The 15,697-nt window shown below is 59.7% G+C and carries 15 protein-coding genes and 1 pseudogene; 6 read left to right on the plus strand and 10 right to left on the minus strand.

The features are described 5' to 3' along the window. Window position 1: 1 nt before the first annotated feature. The 3 genes from BN874_RS20320 to BN874_RS20330 form a co-directional block, all read right to left on the minus strand. The gene (locus BN874_RS20320) at window positions 2-1,519 is read right to left on the minus strand and encodes a nickel-dependent hydrogenase large subunit (RefSeq protein ID WP_034436493.1); all 1,518 of its coding nucleotides are present in this window, start codon (window positions 1,517-1,519) and stop codon (window positions 2-4) included. Window positions 1,520-1,522: 3 nt separating this feature from the next. Beyond that, window positions 1,523-2,458, minus strand: coding sequence for an NADH-quinone oxidoreductase subunit B family protein (locus BN874_RS20325; RefSeq protein WP_034436495.1), 936 nt, complete (start codon window positions 2,456-2,458; stop codon window positions 1,523-1,525). Window positions 2,459-2,785: 327 nt separating this feature from the next. Continuing rightward, window positions 2,786-3,601, minus strand: a complete 816-nt coding sequence (locus tag BN874_RS20330) for a crotonase/enoyl-CoA hydratase family protein (protein ID WP_034436498.1) — start codon at window positions 3,599-3,601, stop codon at window positions 2,786-2,788. A 403-nt stretch (window positions 3,602-4,004) separates the two neighbouring features. Here BN874_RS20330 and dksA point away from each other — a divergent pair, with 403 nt between their 5' ends. From dksA to BN874_RS20355, 5 genes are all read left to right on the plus strand, one after another. Then, complete coding sequence (dksA, locus tag BN874_RS20335) at window positions 4,005-4,442, plus strand: RNA polymerase-binding protein DksA (RefSeq protein ID WP_051498139.1); 438 nt, start codon at window positions 4,005-4,007, stop codon at window positions 4,440-4,442. A gap of 203 nt (window positions 4,443-4,645) precedes the next feature. Further along, window positions 4,646-5,320: a ribulose-phosphate 3-epimerase gene (rpe, locus tag BN874_RS20340; RefSeq protein WP_034436501.1), complete on the plus strand. Its 675-nt coding sequence runs from the start codon at window positions 4,646-4,648 to the stop codon at window positions 5,318-5,320. A gap of 3 nt (window positions 5,321-5,323) precedes the next feature. Beyond that, a complete protein-coding gene (locus BN874_RS20345) occupies window positions 5,324-6,001 on the plus strand; it encodes a phosphoglycolate phosphatase (protein WP_034436505.1) in 678 nt (225 codons plus the stop codon). A 104-nt stretch (window positions 6,002-6,105) separates the two neighbouring features. Continuing rightward, window positions 6,106-7,608 carry an anthranilate synthase component I gene (trpE, locus tag BN874_RS20350; protein ID WP_034436509.1) on the plus strand — a complete coding sequence of 501 codons (1,503 nt, stop codon included), beginning with the start codon at window positions 6,106-6,108 and terminating at the stop codon, window positions 7,606-7,608. A 30-nt stretch (window positions 7,609-7,638) separates the two neighbouring features. After that, a complete protein-coding gene (locus BN874_RS20355; protein ID WP_034436512.1) occupies window positions 7,639-7,848 on the plus strand; it encodes a hypothetical protein in 210 nt (69 codons plus the stop codon). On the opposite strand, the gene truD is transcribed toward BN874_RS20355, so the two are convergent. Further along, on the minus strand, window positions 7,831-8,892 hold the full coding sequence (gene truD / locus BN874_RS20360; protein WP_051498140.1) for a tRNA pseudouridine(13) synthase TruD: 1,062 nt from the start codon (window positions 8,890-8,892) through the stop codon (window positions 7,831-7,833). The two genes, BN874_RS20355 and truD, sit on opposite strands and share 18 nt — an antisense overlap. A 99-nt stretch (window positions 8,893-8,991) precedes the next feature. On the opposite strand from truD, the gene BN874_RS20365 reads away from it, so the two are divergent. Continuing rightward, window positions 8,992-9,594: a Uma2 family endonuclease gene (locus BN874_RS20365; RefSeq protein ID WP_051498141.1), complete on the plus strand. Its 603-nt coding sequence runs from the start codon at window positions 8,992-8,994 to the stop codon at window positions 9,592-9,594. A 19-nt stretch (window positions 9,595-9,613) separates the two neighbouring features. Here the strand turns inward: BN874_RS20365 and ispF are convergent, their stop codons facing one another. The 6 genes and pseudogenes from ispF to pyrG form a co-directional block, all read right to left on the minus strand. Then, entirely contained in the window at window positions 9,614-10,081 is a 468-nt protein-coding gene (gene ispF, locus BN874_RS20370; RefSeq protein ID WP_034436515.1) for a 2-C-methyl-D-erythritol 2,4-cyclodiphosphate synthase, read from the minus strand. A gap of 34 nt (window positions 10,082-10,115) precedes the next feature. Next, window positions 10,116-10,826 carry a 2-C-methyl-D-erythritol 4-phosphate cytidylyltransferase gene (ispD, locus tag BN874_RS20375; RefSeq protein ID WP_034436518.1) on the minus strand — a complete coding sequence of 237 codons (711 nt, stop codon included), beginning with the start codon at window positions 10,824-10,826 and terminating at the stop codon, window positions 10,116-10,118. After that, on the minus strand, window positions 10,819-11,343 hold the full coding sequence (gene ftsB / locus BN874_RS23025; protein WP_051498142.1) for a cell division protein FtsB: 525 nt from the start codon (window positions 11,341-11,343) through the stop codon (window positions 10,819-10,821). The genes ispD and ftsB overlap by 8 nt, the downstream gene beginning before the upstream one ends. Window positions 11,344-11,471: 128 nt before the next feature. Further along, complete coding sequence (eno, locus tag BN874_RS20385) at window positions 11,472-12,758, minus strand: phosphopyruvate hydratase (RefSeq protein ID WP_034436522.1); 1,287 nt, start codon at window positions 12,756-12,758, stop codon at window positions 11,472-11,474. 52 nt (window positions 12,759-12,810) lie between these two features. Further along, window positions 12,811-13,658: pseudogene (gene kdsA / locus BN874_RS20390) on the minus strand (3-deoxy-8-phosphooctulonate synthase). Beyond that, window positions 13,658-15,310 carry a CTP synthase gene (gene pyrG / locus BN874_RS20395; protein ID WP_195912244.1) on the minus strand — a complete coding sequence of 551 codons (1,653 nt, stop codon included), beginning with the start codon at window positions 15,308-15,310 and terminating at the stop codon, window positions 13,658-13,660. The pseudogene kdsA and the gene pyrG overlap by 1 nt, the downstream one beginning before the upstream one ends. Window positions 15,311-15,697: the final 387 nt, after the last annotated feature.

Genomic DNA, 15,697 nt, shown 5'->3' on the forward strand with positions numbered 1-15,697 from the left:
GTTAAACTCCAAAGCGGACTCGACTACCGGAATCGAGGAAATGAACGGTGCAGACCAGGCAGGGATCGTGAGAGCGGATGACATGGCCGATTTCCAGCGGATCCTCGGGATCGGTCACCGGAACCCCGATGAGGCTTTCTTCCCAGTGCCCGCGAACGCCGTTGCTGTCGCGGGGCGATGCGTTCCAACTGGTCGGGGTGATAATTTGATAGCGATCAAAAACGCCGTTGCGAATACTGACCCAGTGCCCCAGCGCGCCACGGGCGGCGGTCAACATCCCCGCGCCTTGTCCATCTCTTTCCATATCTCGCAGCGCCGGGACGCTATGCGGCTCGTCGCTTCGCGCCGCCAATTGGTTGAGGGTCTGGCGCAGGAACAGCAGCAGTTTTGTCATGCGCCGCACTCGCGCCAGTTGGCGCAACCACGCACTGCCTCCCTCGCGACGATAAAGGTCTGTAATCAGCGGATCGCCGTCCACCAGCAGATCAGCGAGCGGACCGGTTTGCATCGCCACGCCACCGTAGCGGGGGGCCTTGGCCCACGAGTACCGGTCGCTGGCCGGCTGGTAATCCGGCACGGTCTCCCCATCAAAAGGGTGTTTACCGCCTGGATATGGACGGAACCAGGAGTGGCGCACATGCTCGCTAATCTCGGCCGGTTCCAAAGGAACCGCCGGGTATCGGTCTCCAAACAGCGCGCCAGGAGCCATCCAGTGGGTCTGGCCGTGGGTCGGTTCAGGCAAAATGAAGGCGCCGTAAGAAAGCATGTGCGCGGAACCGAAACCCATGGCCGACAGGCCGGCGAAGCGGGCTGCCTGTGAGAGCAGCGCCAGGGCCGCAGCCGGTCGTTCCATCACCCATTCTTCAAATTCATCGCCATGGGCGAGCGCCAGCCAGGCCTCAAGGTCACCGCCGAGAATGCGCTGCTCCACCCAGCGCGTGATCTCGGCAATGATGCTTTGACCGTCGACAATTCGACGTATTGTTGCTTTAACCGTTACGCCACCCGGCACCATGTGAGAGGAGTGCGGCCACTGCCCGGCAAACAGCGCTACGATTTCGGTGACGCGCCGGGAATAGCGCAGGGTTTCCAGATACATCCATCCTTGGAAGGGGGTAAACGCCGCGATGACTGCATCCCGCACCGGCAGATCAGCATAACGGACATGACAGAAATCCGGCGTAAAAAACAGAAAGGTCTGGCGTAGATCACTTTGGATGATTTCCGCCATAAGAGTGGCATTGCGGATATGCACGGCGTTCGTGGGTGGAGCGACCTCCCAAGCCTGTTCCAGGGCGCAGACGGCGGCGTAAAGCTGGGCTGTGCTACAGATCCCGCAGATGCGGGGGGTAATCACCAGTGCGTCCAGGGGGGAGCGAGCGATCATAATCTGCTCGAAGCCCCGGTAGGTGGTCCCCACGCAGCGCGCGTCGGCCACCTGCCCGTCCTCGGTCTCTACCTGGAAGGTCAGATCCCCTTCCACTCGGTTCAAGTCGAGATCAAGGGTGTATCGCGCCATGGTTCAAGGCTCCATCTCACGGCGGATCAACCGTTCTGGCGCCGCTTCCCGGGCCAGGTCCTTATAGGCCATATAATGGGATCGCTGCACGCCAAGAGGAAGCCGCAGGGGAATATGGCCGATCTTCTCGGTCAGAAACAGGGCGCCTTCCCGTGGAAACTGAGGCGACGTACAGCCGAAGCACGGCACGCCCGCCCGAGTTTTGCTGCTGCGGCCATTCCACAATTCCTGATTGCAGGTCGCCAACGTCAGTGGCCCCTGACATCCGACATTAAAAAACATACAGCCTTGACCGCCCAAGGTCACATCCTCAAGATCGTATTCGTGATATTCGTTGCGGGTGCAGCCCTGATGGACTGTGGTGGTGAAAAAAACGGAAGGGCGTTGCCATTCATCCAGCGTCACCGGCAAGCCACGGAGCAGGAACGCTAGAAATTTGGTAATGGCGTTCGGGTGGGTGGGGCAACCGGCCAGATTGATCACAGGGAATCCGCTCCTGCTCCGCCACGTAGAAGGCAACAGACCGCCTGGAGAATCCTTGTCGAACTGCATGCCCAGACAGTCGGCAGGATTGGGCGCCGCCGCATGAACGCCGCCATAGGCGGCGCAGGTCCCTACTGCCAGGACGTAGGTAGCCGTCTCGGCCAGTTCTGCGATGACGTCCTTCTTGCCCCGACCTCTCAGCGGATCCCATAACCCGGTATTTCTCGGACCCGTGATCAGACTGCCTTCGACACAAAGAATGTCCAGCGTAGTCTGGCCGCTGGTGATCGCAGTAATCATTCGCTCCAGACGCCGCGTCGAGCCTACGGATAACGAAGGTTGCCAGAGCAACTCAAGCCCCTCCTCAACAAGCTGCTCTAGGGGTGGGTTGTCGGCGCACAGCAACGACAGGGTGTCACCGCCGCAGGCTCCCGCCTGCATCCATAACAATCGCATGGAACCCCTCCTTTTCTGTACAAGACGGCGGCTCCGTCGAATTGGGATTTCCTTGGAAACAATGACAATAACTACAGTGCAACACCCTATTACTGTCAAGTCGGTGGGAATAAAATAGGAGAGAATTGCAATGCGTCCGGCATCAAACGGACCCATAGCTTAGAAGGGCGGTCCTGGGACAATCCTGCAAACGGCTGAAGGCGGAATCCAAAGGCCAGGTGTGGATAGAAACCCGGTCGCGCACCCAGTGAGGCCCCTTTCAATCCCTGCATATCGCCTCCGCATCCTTAATGTCCCGCATAGGACGATAAACCCGATGATCGCTCACTAATTCCCGAATTGCGGCGTCCGTTTCTGCATCGTTGCGGCGATGGCTTCACGGGTGTCATCCGACAACAGCAGGGCGGCGTTCCAAGTAGCGACGTACTCCAAGCCATCTGCCACGTTATGATCCCGTCCGTAGTTCAACACCTGCTTGATTCCACGCACCGTCAGCGGCGATTTGGTGGCAATGCGGGCGGCGATAGCCTGCACCCCTTCCCGCAATTGCGCGGCATCGGCGAACACCCGGTTTACCAGCCCCATTGCTTGTGCTTCAGCGGCATCCAATGAGCGGGCAGTGAACGCCAGTTCGCGCAGCCGGCCTCCGCCGATCAGATAGGGCAGGCGTTGCAGGCTGCCGACATCGGCCACGATAGCGAAATCCACCTCCTTGAGCGAGAACGCGGCATCGGCGGTGGCATAGCGCATGTCGCACGCCGCGATCAGGTCCAGGCCGCCGCCGATGCACCGCCCGTGAATCGCGGCTAAGACCGGCTTGCGGCAGCTTTCCAGGGTGGTGAATGCGGCTTGCAATTCCATGATAGTCCGCCGTAACTGCTCCTCTTTGCGGCCCGGCCCCAGCGTATCAACCGTACTGAGTACTTCACCCATCAACTCAAAATCAATCCCGGCGCAGAAATGCCGGCCCGCGCCGCTCAATACTGCTACCCGCACTTCAGGCGTATCGTCCACCCAATGAAACGCAGCGCTGATCTCGTGCCACAGCGTCCCATTCAGGGCATTTGCCTTGTCGGGTCGGTTAAGTTCGATCTGGGCGATATGATCGGCCAGGGTGAGGTTCAGACAGGTGAATTCCAGCATGACCGCTCTCCAAGGGTGTAAACCACGCTCAGAATACCGTTCGTCATCATGCCGATCATGCCAAAAGTGGTTAATGCGATGAGTCGTACTACACTGTGAAATTGCTCTTGCGACCCACTGCCAGCCAGAATTTTTAGCATCGGGATTTTCGCTTCGGGTTCAAAAACCGTTCGGGATTCGACCGGTGCAGGGCAAACCGATAGAGCGAAATTCTGATACGACATGCTGCGCTGATCGAACCGATGGTGGCAACCCGCCGGATGAGGGGCAGCCCGGCCAGCGAATTGCGGCAATTGATGGGTTTTTTCAAACGGGGCGATATGGGATTATCGCGCCACGCCGACGTTTGACGACTGATGCCGTGCGCGCCCTGCCACCCCACTGCTTATGGAGATTCTAAATCATGGGTAACGACGTCGCCGAATCGGATCCTCTGGTTCTGACTGAAAAAGATCTGCTGGATATGTCGGATGCAGATTATATGAATCCGGCTCAGCTCAACTTTTTTCGCCAGCGGCTAACCGTCATGAAACGCGAGTTGATGGAAAACGCCGAAGTCACCGGCGCCCATCTGCGCGCCACCGAAGTGGCGGCCGATCCGGTGGATCGCGCCACGCTGGAAGAAGAACACGCGCTCGAATTGCGAGTGCGTGATCGGGAACGCAAACTGCTGAAAAAAATCGACTCTACCTTGCGACAGCTTGATGATGGTACGTATGGCTATTGCGAGGAAACCGGTGAACCGATTGGTCTTAAACGGCTGCTGGCGCGTCCGACCGCAACCTTGTCGCTGGAAGCCCAGGAACGACGGGAAAACTTGCAACGGGTACAGCGGGAGTAAGGGCGATGGAGATCTTTCCTGCGATGACCGTGCTTCCGCTGCGTTAGGGTGGTGCCGACCATGCGGGATCATCACCGATCAGATGCAAACTTGAAGCGCGTAATGAACAGCACATTGACCGCAGGAGCGGCCTTCAGGCCGCGATGGTCGCGGGCTAAAGCCCGCTCCTACGGCATCGGTCGAAAACGGATAGGTGGCAAGCCATGCGGGATTACCTGATCGCGCCTTCGATTCTCTCTGCTGACTTCGCCCGGCTCGGCGCGGAAGTGGATGCCGTGCTGGCGGCAGGTGCGGATCTGGTTCATTTCGACGTGATGGACAATCACTATGTTCCTAACCTGACCGTCGGGCCGCTGGTCTGTGAGGCGTTGCGCAAGCACGGCGTCATCGCGCCCATCGACGCGCATCTGATGGTCAAACCGGTGGATCGGATCATTCCCGATTTCGCCGCTGCGGGCGCTACCTACATCACCTTTCACCCGGAAGCCAGCGAGCACATCGACCGCAGCCTGCAACTGATTCGTGATTGCGGTTGCCAATCCGGGCTAGTGTTCAACCCCGCCACTCCGCTGGATTGCCTGCGCTATGTCATGGATAAGGTGGATATGGTGCTGTTGATGTCGGTTAATCCCGGTTTTGGCGGCCAGAGTTTCATCAACGTCACGCTCAGCAAGCTGCGTGAGGTGCGGCGGTTGATTGACGAGAGTGGTTATCCGATCCGGCTGGAAGTGGACGGCGGGGTCAAGCTCGACAACATCCGCCGGATCGCCGAAGCCGGCGCTGATACCTTTGTGGCCGGTTCGGCCATCTTCAACACTCCCGACTATCGGGCCACCATTGCGGCCCTGCGCGCCGAACTGGCTCAGGTGAATGGCTAACTCATGTTTGAAAATGTAACGGCGATCTTTTTTGATTTGGATGGCACTCTGGTGGACAGCGCTCCCGACTTGACCGCCGCTGTGAATATCATGCTCCGGCAACTGGATTTGCCGGCGTGCGAAGAGACTCAGGTGCGAAATTGGGTTGGCAACGGCATGGATAATCTGATCCGCCGCGCCCTGACCAGTGATATGGCCGGACAGGCCGAACCCGAATTGTTCAGCCGCGCCAAGCCATTGTACAAAGCGGCTTACGCCGAGAATGTCAGCGTCCACAGCGACCTCTATGCCGGTGTCCGCGCCGGATTAGCCACGCTGCACGCCGCCGGCTGGCCCATGGCTTGCGTGACCAACAAACCGGTCGAATTCGCGCTACCGCTGCTGGAGCAAATGGGTATCAGCCACTTTTTCGCCACCGTGGTCGGCGGCGAATGTATCGCCCATCCCAAGCCCGCGCCCGATGCGCTGCTGCTCAGCGCCGAGCGGCTGGGGATATCGATCCATCGTGGCTTGATGGTCGGCGATTCGCTCAACGATGTGGGCGCCGCCCGTAACGCCGGTTGCCCCGTCGTGTGCGTACCTTACGGTTACAACCACAGCCAGGATATTCGCGACGCCCAACCGGATGCCGTAATTGCCTCGATTGCTGATCTGCCGGCCCTGTTGGGCAAGGCCGCCTGATGCAGCGGCAACCGGCCCCGGATTTTCGATGGCGGCGCTGAATGTGACGCTGCACCGACTCGTGCCGTTTTCCGTCTCCGCTGCTCAAGGCTGTTGGTCCTTTTATGAATCCGAACGATTTTCAACATCTGGTTGATCAAGGTTTCAACCGCATTCCGGTCGCCCGCGAAGTGCTGGCTGATCTCGATACTCCCCTCAGCACCTACCTTAAATTGGCCGACGCGCCCTACAGCTATTTGCTGGAATCGGTGCAGGGCGGCGAAAAGTGGGGTCGCTATTCCATCATCGGCCTGCCCTGCCGCAAGATTATTCGGGTGCGCGGCCACCGCATTACAGTCGAACACACCGGCGAGATCGTGGAGGCACTGGACTGTCCCGACCCGCTGGCCTGGATTCAGGAGTTTCAACACCGTTACCGGGTGCCCATCACCGGCGCCGGCTTGCCGCGCTTCATCGGCGGGCTAGTCGGCTATTTCGGCTATGACACCATCCGCTATATCGAACCCCGGCTGGCGCAGTGCCCCAACCCTGATCCGTTGGACAATCCTGACATCCTGCTGCTGGTATCTGAGGATGTGGTGGTGTTCGACAATCTGGCCGGGCGGCTCTATCTGATTACGCTGGTGGATCCGGCGGTGGAACGCGCCTACGCCCGCGCCCAGCAACGGCTGAATGAGTGGGTCGAACGGTTGCGGGCGGGTCGCTCGCTCTATGCGCCGAAAGATCCCCACCCAACGACGGCGAGCACCATCGAGTTCGTCTCTGGCTTTACCCAACCGGCGTATGAACAGGCAATTGAGCGGATCAAGGATTATATATTGGCCGGCGACTGTATGCAGGTGGTGCCGTCACAACGATTGAGCGCACCATTCCGGGCCGCACCGCTGGATCTCTACCGGGCGCTGCGCGGCCTGAATCCATCGCCTTATATGTACTTTTTCCATCTGGGTGATTTTCATATCGTCGGCTCCTCGCCGGAAATCCTGACCCGATTGGAAGACGGACTGTTGACCGTTCGCCCCATCGCCGGCACCCGTCAACGCGGCGCAACCGAGGAGCAGGATCAGGCGCTGGAAGCGGAATTACTGGCCGATCCCAAGGAACTGGCCGAGCATCTGATGCTGATCGATCTCGGACGCAACGATGTAGGCCGGGTCAGCGAAATCGGCAGTGTGCGCTTGACCGAGAAAATGGTGGTCGAGCGTTATTCGCATGTCATGCACATCGTTTCCAATGTCACCGGACGGTTGCGACCTGGACTAACCGCAATCGACGCGCTGCGCGCCACCTTCCCGGCGGGCACCGTCAGCGGCGCACCCAAGATTCGGGCGATGGAGATCATTGACGAACTGGAGCCGGTCAAACGCGGTATTTACGCCGGTGCCGTCGGCTATCTGTCCTGGTCTGGCAATATGGATACCGCTATCGCGATTCGCACCGCTGTTCTTAAGGACGGAATGCTGCATATTCAGGCGGGGGGCGGGGTCGTGGCAGACTCTGTTCCAGAGAAGGAATGGGAGGAAACCATGAACAAGGGCCGGGCCTTGTTCCGGGCAGCGGCGTTAGCAGAGCGGGGCTTGGACGAACCGAGAACGGTTGGAGAATAATTAACGTAGCGTAATTGCGGAGGTGACACTATGGAAATGCTGTTGTTGTGGATTGGCCGACTGGCCGGTTTGGTGGGCGTAGTCGCATGCCTGATCGCCATTGGGGCGCGGCTGGGGGGCGCGTTCTGGATTGCCGGGTTCCAGGTTGGGACGCTGCTTCAGGCGGGTATCGCCGCGATGGTACTCGGCTGCCTGGCTCACCTCGTGGTTTTGACTCTGCGTTCAGCAGGTGGCGGCTGAACCTGACGTCATTGGCTCGACCACCAGTTCACGCAACACCGTGGTGGCGTAAGCGCCGGCGGGCAACCGGAAACTGATTATGGCGGTACCGGGTTCGGGAAACTCCAGCGTCGCCTCCGGTACCGCCAGCCGCAGCGCCCGCCGTTCCTGCGCCAGTCCCGCTGCCGCCAATCCGTCGCGGAATACCGGCAAAGTCGCTGCGACTGCCTCCTCCAGTTCTCGCACCGCGCCACTGCTGCGCAACTCGCCGGCACCCCACAAGGGGCCGGTCGGATGAACATCGAAGGTGGCGACCCGCTGCTGAAGGGTTTCATCCACTTCGGTAGCAGCAAAAATGCTGTGACTGCCCGCCAGCATCAACACCTCGCCGGGCAGCGCCCGATTCCAGCTTTGATCGTGGACTCGCCGCGCCAGCACCGCGTTAAACAGTTCGGAGCGGGCAGCCGATAGATACAGGCCGCGCCGATGGCGGTCGCGCACCTTTTCCCGCCCGCTCAGCATCGCCGCCGCTCGTTCCAGATTGCCGCCCTCGCGTCCGAAGCGCTGCTCGCCGAAATAGTGAGGGACACCGTGGGTGGCGATGAGATTCAGCCGGTTTTCGAGTTCGGTCAGATCGCCGTCCAGTTCGCGGATCACGATGCGAAAGGCATTGCCACTCAAAGCGCCGCGCCGCAATTTACGCGAATGACGCACTGCCTTAAGTACGGTGAAATCGGGATCATCGCCCACAGTCCAATCCGGTTCTGCCCGACCGGGCAAGTGAACTGAAAACCATTGCTCGGTAACGGCGTGACGATCTTTCAGTCCGGCGTAACTCACCGCGCTGGGCGCAACCCCCGCCCGTTCCGCCAAGCGTTTTGCGACCCATTCGGTATTAGCGCCGCGTTTGCGCACCCACAACCAGGCATGTTCACCCGCACCGTCCAAGCTGAAATCCAGTTCTTCGCGAACCTGAAAGTCTTCAGGAGTGGTACGTAACCGACCCATCAAGCGCGGCTGGCCGTGGGCGTAGGGCAAGGAGATTATGGGGTCAACATCAGTCATTTTGGGTGGTTTCCACAGAGCTCAGGATTGAGTCGCGCCGGTTTGCTGTATGGCTATGCTACGCTTTTGCTCGCGTTGAATTTCTTCAGGAGATGAACCATGTCCCAACCTGCGTCCCGCCTCAGCTTTAGTTTCGATGATTACCTGACCTGGGAACAGTGCCAAGCGCAGCGCCATGAATTCGTGTGCGGTGAAGTGTTCGCCATGGCCGGCGGCAGTGATCTGCACAACGAAGTTGCCGGCAATCTTTATGTAATGTTGCGCCAGCACCTGCGCGGCAGTCCGTGCCGAGTGTACATGGCTGATGTCAAGGTTCGAGTGGAGACGGCGGATTGCAGCTTCTACCCCGACGTGCTGGTGACTCGCGCCGAGCATGACCGCGCCGACCGCTACGTCAAGCGTTCCCCGCTGCTGGTGGTCGAGGTATTGTCGCCAACGACCGCCACCTTCGATCTGGGTGAAAAATTTGCGGCCTACCGGCAACTCGACAGCCTGCAAGAATGTGTACTGGTGGATCCGGAGCGGGTTCGGGTTCAAATCTACCGGCGGCGGGACAATCAATGGATCGTGGATAGCGCCGGTCCCGGCCAGCGGCTGCGCTTGGAGAGCATTGACCTGGAATGCCCGGTGGAAGCGGTTTACGAAGATCTGAGCGAACCATCTGCGGTCGGGATGGCGGAAGAACAGGAACGGCGGCCATAGCCCGCGCAGCGCCGCAGCGTCAAACCAGCAGTGCTACGGCATGAACCGCGATCCCCTCGCCGCGCCCGATGTAGCCCAAGCGTTCGGTGGTGGTCGCTTTGACGTTGACCTGTTCCGGGGCGATGCCCAAATCGGCGGCGATCTGTTCGCGCATGGCGGCAATGTGCGGAGCCATTTTGGGCACTTGGGCGATGATCGTGGCGTCCACGTTTCCAACCGTCAGCCCTTGGTTTTGCAGCAGCACGACCACCCGTCGCAGCAAAATCCGGCTGTCAATCCCTTTGAATTCGGCGCTGCTATCGGGAAAATGCTGGCCGATGTCGCCCAATCCCGCCGCGCCCAACAACGCATCGCAGAGTGCATGCAGCAGCACATCGCCATCAGAGTGAGCGATCAAGCCGTGGCTATGCGGAATGCGAACGCCGCCCAAGGTGATGAACGCGCCGGGGCCGAAGGCGTGAACGTCGAAACCGTGACCGATGTGCATGGTGATCCTCCCGCCAAAGCAATTTTCCAGTGGCTTAACCGGCAGTCCGGTGCTTCAGATAAAACTCCGCCAGCGCCAAATCCTCCGGTCGGGTGATTTTCAAATTATCCGCCCGGCCTTCGACCAGCCGGGGTGCAAAGCCCGCCGCTTCCATCGCCGCCGCTTCATCGGTGACCAGCAGCCCACGCGCCAACGCTGCGGTGATCGCGTCGTACAACAGCCCCAGCCGAAACATCTGCGGGGTTAGCGCGTGCCAAAGCTGCGAGCGGTCTACCGTCGCCGCGACCCGCCCGGCGAAATCCGCCTGTTTCAAGGTGTCGCGAACCGGAACGGCCAGCAGTCCGCCCACCGGATCGGCGACCAGTTCGTTCAGCAATCGATCCAAGTCTGCCACTGTCAGACAGGGCCGGGCGGCATCATGGACCAGCACCCAATCATCCGGGGCGACCCATTCCCGCAGCACCTCCAACCCGTTGATCACTGAATGACAGCGTTCTGCGCCGCCAATGACGACTCGCAGGGGCTTGTCGGTTGTGAGTTCGGCGGCGACTTCTGACCACTGTTCATCTTCAGCACCGATCACGACCACGACGCCATCAATGCGCGGATGATGTAGCAGCGTGTCCAGCGTGTAGGCGATGACCGACCGACCGGCCAAGGACAGATATTGCTTGGGGAGAGCTGAACCCATGCGCTTGCCAACACCCGCAGCGGGCACGATGGCCCAGTGGTGGCGGTTATTCACGGCGTTCCGGCATTTCAGCCGCCTCAATAGTGGGTGCGGGCTTGGGTTTGGCCGGTGGAGCCGATGGTTTAGTTGTCGGTTTGGGCGGGGCGAGAGAAGGCTTGGCGGTTGGCGCAAGAGGTTTAACGGCCCCCGGCGGTTTTCGGGCGGGAGTCGCCGATTTACCGGGAGGCACCGCTTTATGAGGAATCAAAGGAGTGACCGGTTGCGGCAACGGCTGTTCGAGCAGTCGGTAAAAAATTTCGTCTGGACGGATCATGCCCATTTCAGCGCGTGCGCGCTCCTCAATCGCCATCAACCCGCTTTTCAGATCCTTGACTTCTGCATCCAATCCCTTATTGCGCTCGGACAGCGCCGCGTTATCGTCCTTTTGCACCTGGATGGCAATCCGCAGGGCACGGGTCTGGCGCATGCCGCCTTCGTCAACCCAGAGGAGATAGTGCAGGAATACCAACACTGCGATCAGCACCGCCGCCAGAATTTGCAAGCTCAAGCGGTGTTCTGTGGGATAAGCCATAAGGGCGCGGGCTAAAAAATTGAGCGCCCGCCCTGCTCTCCGGATCCAGAACGGAGCGGAGCGGCAGGGAAGGCGCGATTCAGGGGTGAAATGACGGCACCAGAACGGTCACCGTCAGGATCTGAGACTCAGCTTGGAAACACGTTGAATGCAGCCTTGCCTGGATAGGTGATGGCAGAACCCAGTTCTTCCTCAATCACCAGCAGCCGGTTGTACTTGGCAACGCGGTCAGAACGGCTGAGCGAGCCGGTCTTGATTTGGCTGGCGGCGGTCGCCACCGCCAGATCGGCAATGGTGGTGTCCTCGGTTTCGCCGGAGCGGTGCGAGGAAATCGAGGTGTAGCCGGCAGCAGCGGCCATGTTGATCGCCGCTAAAGTCTCAGTCAGGGTGCCGATCTGGTTGACCTTGATCAGGATCGAATTAGCAATACCCTGATCAATGCCGCGTTTGAGGATCGAGGTGTTGGTAACAAACAGATCATCGCCGACCAACTGGATTTTCTTGCCCAGCAGGCGAGTCAGTTCCGCCCAGCCATCCCAATCCGACTCGTCCATGCCGTCTTCGATGGAGACGATAGGATAGCGCGCCGCCCAATCGGCCAGCTTGGCGGCGAATTCGGCGGAGGTGAAGGAGCCTTCGCCTTCCAGCACATATTTGCCATTCTTGTAGAACTCGGAACTGGCACAGTCCAGCGCCAGGTAGATGTCCTTACCCGGAACATAGCCCGCCTGTTTGATGGCTTCCATCACCACATCCAGCGCCGCTTCGTTGGACGGCAGGTTGGGCGCAAAACCGCCCTCATCACCAACAGCGGTATTCATGCCCTGCTTCTTCAGCACCGCTTTCAGCGCATGGAACACTTCCGCCCCCCAGCGCAGCGCTTCGCGGAAGCTGGGCGCACCGACCGGCATGATCATAAATTCCTGAATATCTACATTATTATCGGCATGAGCGCCGCCGTTGAGGATATTCATCATCGGCACCGGCAGGGTGTAGGGGCCGGTGGGATTCAGGTATTTGTACAGCGGCACGTCCAGTTCATCAGCAGCGGCGTGGGCGACCGCCAGCGACACCCCCAGCAGGGCATTGGCGCCCAACCGGCTCTTGGTGGGGGTGCCGTCCAGCGCGATGATCTTCTCGTCAATCGCTGCCTGATTGTTGACGGCTTCCACCCCGAGCAGGGCGGCGCGCAATTCGCCATTCACATTGGCGACCGCTTTGAGGACACCCTTGCCTAGATAGCGGCTCTTGTCGCCGTCACGCAGTTCCAGCGCCTCGCGGCTGCCGGTCGAAGCGCCGGACGGCACCATCGCGCTGCCCTTGGCGCCGGATTCCAGCACCACATCGACGCCGATGGTTGGGTTGCCGCGTGAATCGAGAATCTCACGACCTTGAATGGACTTGATTTTTGACATGGTGAACTCCTGATGGGTACGGGTTGAGTGAAGAGTTAAAAGTTGTGGTGCGTTACAGCTCAGCTTCCGGGAAGCCCTGTTGCTTGATCAATGTGTCCAGCGCCTTGAGCGTCGCCAGCAGCGGTTCCATCCGATCCAGCGGCCAGGCATTGGGGCCGTCGCTCAGCGCCCGCTCCGGATCGGGATGAGTTTCCATGAACAGCCCGGAGACGCCTGCCGCCACTGCCACCAGCCCACTGCGGCCCGCGCCAGCACCGGCACAAACTCGCGCTGGCCGCCGGAAACGCGGCCTTGGCCGCCGGGCAGTTGCACCGAGTGGGTAGCGTCAAACACCACCGGACAGCCGGTAGCGCGCATCACCATCAGGGCGCGCATATCGGACACCAGATTATTGTAGCCAAAGGAAACGCCGCGTTCGCAAACCATGATCTGAACATTGCCGGCGATGCGGGCCTTGGCGACCACATTGGCCATGTCCCAGGGTGAAAGAAACTGGCCTTTCTTGATATTGACCGGCTTGCCTTGGCGGACGACGTTCTGGATAAAATCGGTCTGGCGACACAGGAAAGCCGGGGTTTGCAGCACGTCTACCACGGCGGCGACTTCGGCCAGCGGGGTGTATTCGTGGACATCGGTCAGCACCGGAACCCCGATTTGGGCTTTCACTTTTTCCAGGATTTTCAGTCCTTGCTCCAGCCCAGGGCCGCGATAACTGTGGTGTGAAGAGCGATTGGCCTTGTCGAAGGAGGATTTGTAGATGAACGGAAGGCCCAGCCGACCGGTGATCTCCTTGAGCTGACCGGCGGTATCCAGCGCCAGTTGCTCGGATTCAATCACGCAGGGGCCGGCGATCAGGAACAGCGGCCGATCCAGTCCCACCTCAAAACCACAGAGCTTCATCATCGGGCGATGACCTCTTTATGACGTTGCTGGCGCTGCCGGATCGCCGCCTTGACGAAGCCGTGAAAGAGCGGATGACCGGCGCGCGGCGTGGAGGTAAATTCCGGGTGAAACTGGCAGCCCAGAAACCAGGGATGATCGGGCAGCTCAATCATTTCTACCAGTCGGTCGTCCAGCGAATGGCCGGAGAAAGCCATGCCCGCCGCGTGCAGCGGTTCCCGATAGCGGTTATTGAATTCGTAGCGGTGGCGGTGGCGCTCGGTGATAACGTCCTTGCCATAGCTGAGCCGAGCCAGCGAGTCGGCAGCCAACCGGCACGGCTGCGCGCCCAGGCGCATGGAACCACCCAGATCGCTGTTCTCCCGGCGTTGCTGAACGGTGCCGTCCTCATCAGTCCACTCGGTAATCAGCGCGATCACCGGATGCGGGGTGTTCTTGCGGAATTCGGTGCTGTGTGCCCAGGCCAGTCCGGCCACATGGCGGGCGAATTCAATGACCGCGACCTGCATTCCCAGACAAATGCCGAGGTAGGGAAGCGGGCGCTCGCGGGCGAAACGGACGGCGGCGATCTTGCCTTCGATGCCGCGTTCGCCGAAGCCACCCGGCACCAGAATCGCGTCCATTGTTTCCAGGCTGGCGGTGCCCTCACGTTCAATCCGTTCGGAGTCGATGTAGTGGATGTTAACCCGGGTATGGGTGTGGATACCGGCGTGGAGCAACGCTTCATTCAGCGATTTATAGGCGTCGGCCAAGTCCACATATTTGCCCACCATGGCGATGTCCACCGGGTCGGTGGCGGTTTCGATAGACCGCACCACGCGCTCCCAGTCGGCGAGGTTAGCCGGCGGCAGGTTATCCAGTCGCAGCCTGCGCGCCACGATGTCATCTACGCCCTGGGCGTGGAGCAGCAGCGGAATCCGGTAAATGGTGTCGGCGTCGGGGACGTTGATCACGGCCTTGGGTTCGACGTTGGTGAACAGGGCAATCTTGCGGCGTTCCTCGGTCGGGACGGGGCGATCCGAACGGCACAGCAGTATATCGGGCTGAATGCCAATCGAGCGCAGTTCCTTGACCGAGTGTTGGGTCGGTTTAGTCTTGAGTTCGCCGGCGGAAGAAATGTAGGGCACCAGAGTCAGATGGATGAACAGCGAGCGCTCGCGGCCCAGTTCTGATCCCATCTGACGGATGGCTTCCAGAAACGGCAGCGATTCAATGTCGCCGACGGTGCCACCGACTTCGACCAAGGCAATTTCTGCCTCACCTGCGCCGAGCCGGATGCAGCGTTTAATCTCGTCGGTGATGTGCGGGATGACCTGCACCGTGCCGCCGAGGTAGTCGCCGCGCCGTTCCTTGCGGATCACGTTTTCGTAGATGCGGCCGGTGGTGAAGTTGTTGCGGCGGGTCGCGGTCATGCCAACGAAGCGTTCGTAATGACCGAGATCGAGGTCGGTTTCGGCGCCATCGCTGGTGACGAAGACTTCCCCATGCTGAAAGGGACTCATGGTGCCAGGGTCAACATTGATGTAGGGGTCGAGCTTGATCAGGGTGACCTTGAGACCCCGGGCTTCCAGTACCGCCGCCAGCGACGCAGCGGCAATGCCTTTGCCCAGTGAGGACACTACACCGCCGGTAATGAAGATAAATCGAGTCATGCCGAGAAGGGTGTGGGTAGTGAAAGAAGACGCGACACGATACCAGACCGCACCGCCGATAGCGACCCGCCCGCGCTGGCCGGGCGGAGTGGGTCAGCGGATTTTCCGTTGAGATCGCCGATGATGATTTTCATGGCCGCAGTAGCCATTATTCATCGCCCGCCCAAGTTGTCAGAAAATTTTACAGTGGTTTTAGCACCTGTTTCCGTAGATCAACGGGAAGTAGCGGTTCGGCGGCTTTGGATTTGTCAGAAAATTTTACAGTGATTAACTTTATGATTTATCTATAAATTGATAATTTCGAGCGGGTTTTGGCGGGTTTGAGCCGGGTTTACGGTTATCAGGTAGTCTGGAGAATTTTACACTACTAAATTAGTCAACTATTTA

Origin of the sequence: Candidatus Contendobacter odensis Run_B_J11, from assembly GCF_000531125.1 — a bacterium.
Lineage (GTDB): Bacteria > Pseudomonadota > Gammaproteobacteria > Competibacterales > Competibacteraceae > Contendibacter > Contendibacter odensensis.

Excerpts from the sequence above, each read along its gene's own strand:
- BN874_RS20320 (WP_034436493.1), bottom strand. The coding sequence starts at position 1,519 with ATGGCGCGATACACCCTTGATCTCGACTTGAACCGAGTGGAAGGGGAT.
- eno (WP_034436522.1), bottom strand. The coding sequence starts at position 12,758 with ATGTCAAAAATCAAGTCCATTCAAGGTCGTGAGATTCTCGATTCACGC.
- pyrG (WP_195912244.1), bottom strand. The coding sequence starts at position 15,310 with ATGACTCGATTTATCTTCATTACCGGCGGTGTAGTGTCCTCACTGGGC.
- BN874_RS20345 (WP_034436505.1), top strand. The coding sequence starts at position 5,324 with ATGTTTGAAAATGTAACGGCGATCTTTTTTGATTTGGATGGCACTCTG.
- BN874_RS20325 (WP_034436495.1), bottom strand. The coding sequence starts at position 2,458 with ATGCGATTGTTATGGATGCAGGCGGGAGCCTGCGGCGGTGACACCCTG.
- truD (WP_051498140.1), bottom strand. The coding sequence starts at position 8,892 with ATGACTGATGTTGACCCCATAATCTCCTTGCCCTACGCCCACGGCCAG.
- dksA (WP_051498139.1), top strand. The coding sequence starts at position 4,005 with ATGGGTAACGACGTCGCCGAATCGGATCCTCTGGTTCTGACTGAAAAA.
- BN874_RS20355 (WP_034436512.1), top strand. The coding sequence starts at position 7,639 with ATGGAAATGCTGTTGTTGTGGATTGGCCGACTGGCCGGTTTGGTGGGC.
- trpE (WP_034436509.1), top strand. The coding sequence starts at position 6,106 with ATGAATCCGAACGATTTTCAACATCTGGTTGATCAAGGTTTCAACCGC.
- rpe (WP_034436501.1), top strand. The coding sequence starts at position 4,646 with ATGCGGGATTACCTGATCGCGCCTTCGATTCTCTCTGCTGACTTCGCC.
- ftsB (WP_051498142.1), bottom strand. The coding sequence starts at position 11,343 with ATGGCTTATCCCACAGAACACCGCTTGAGCTTGCAAATTCTGGCGGCG.
- BN874_RS20365 (WP_051498141.1), top strand. The coding sequence starts at position 8,992 with ATGTCCCAACCTGCGTCCCGCCTCAGCTTTAGTTTCGATGATTACCTG.
- BN874_RS20330 (WP_034436498.1), bottom strand. The coding sequence starts at position 3,601 with ATGCTGGAATTCACCTGTCTGAACCTCACCCTGGCCGATCATATCGCC.
- ispF (WP_034436515.1), bottom strand. The coding sequence starts at position 10,081 with ATGCACATCGGTCACGGTTTCGACGTTCACGCCTTCGGCCCCGGCGCG.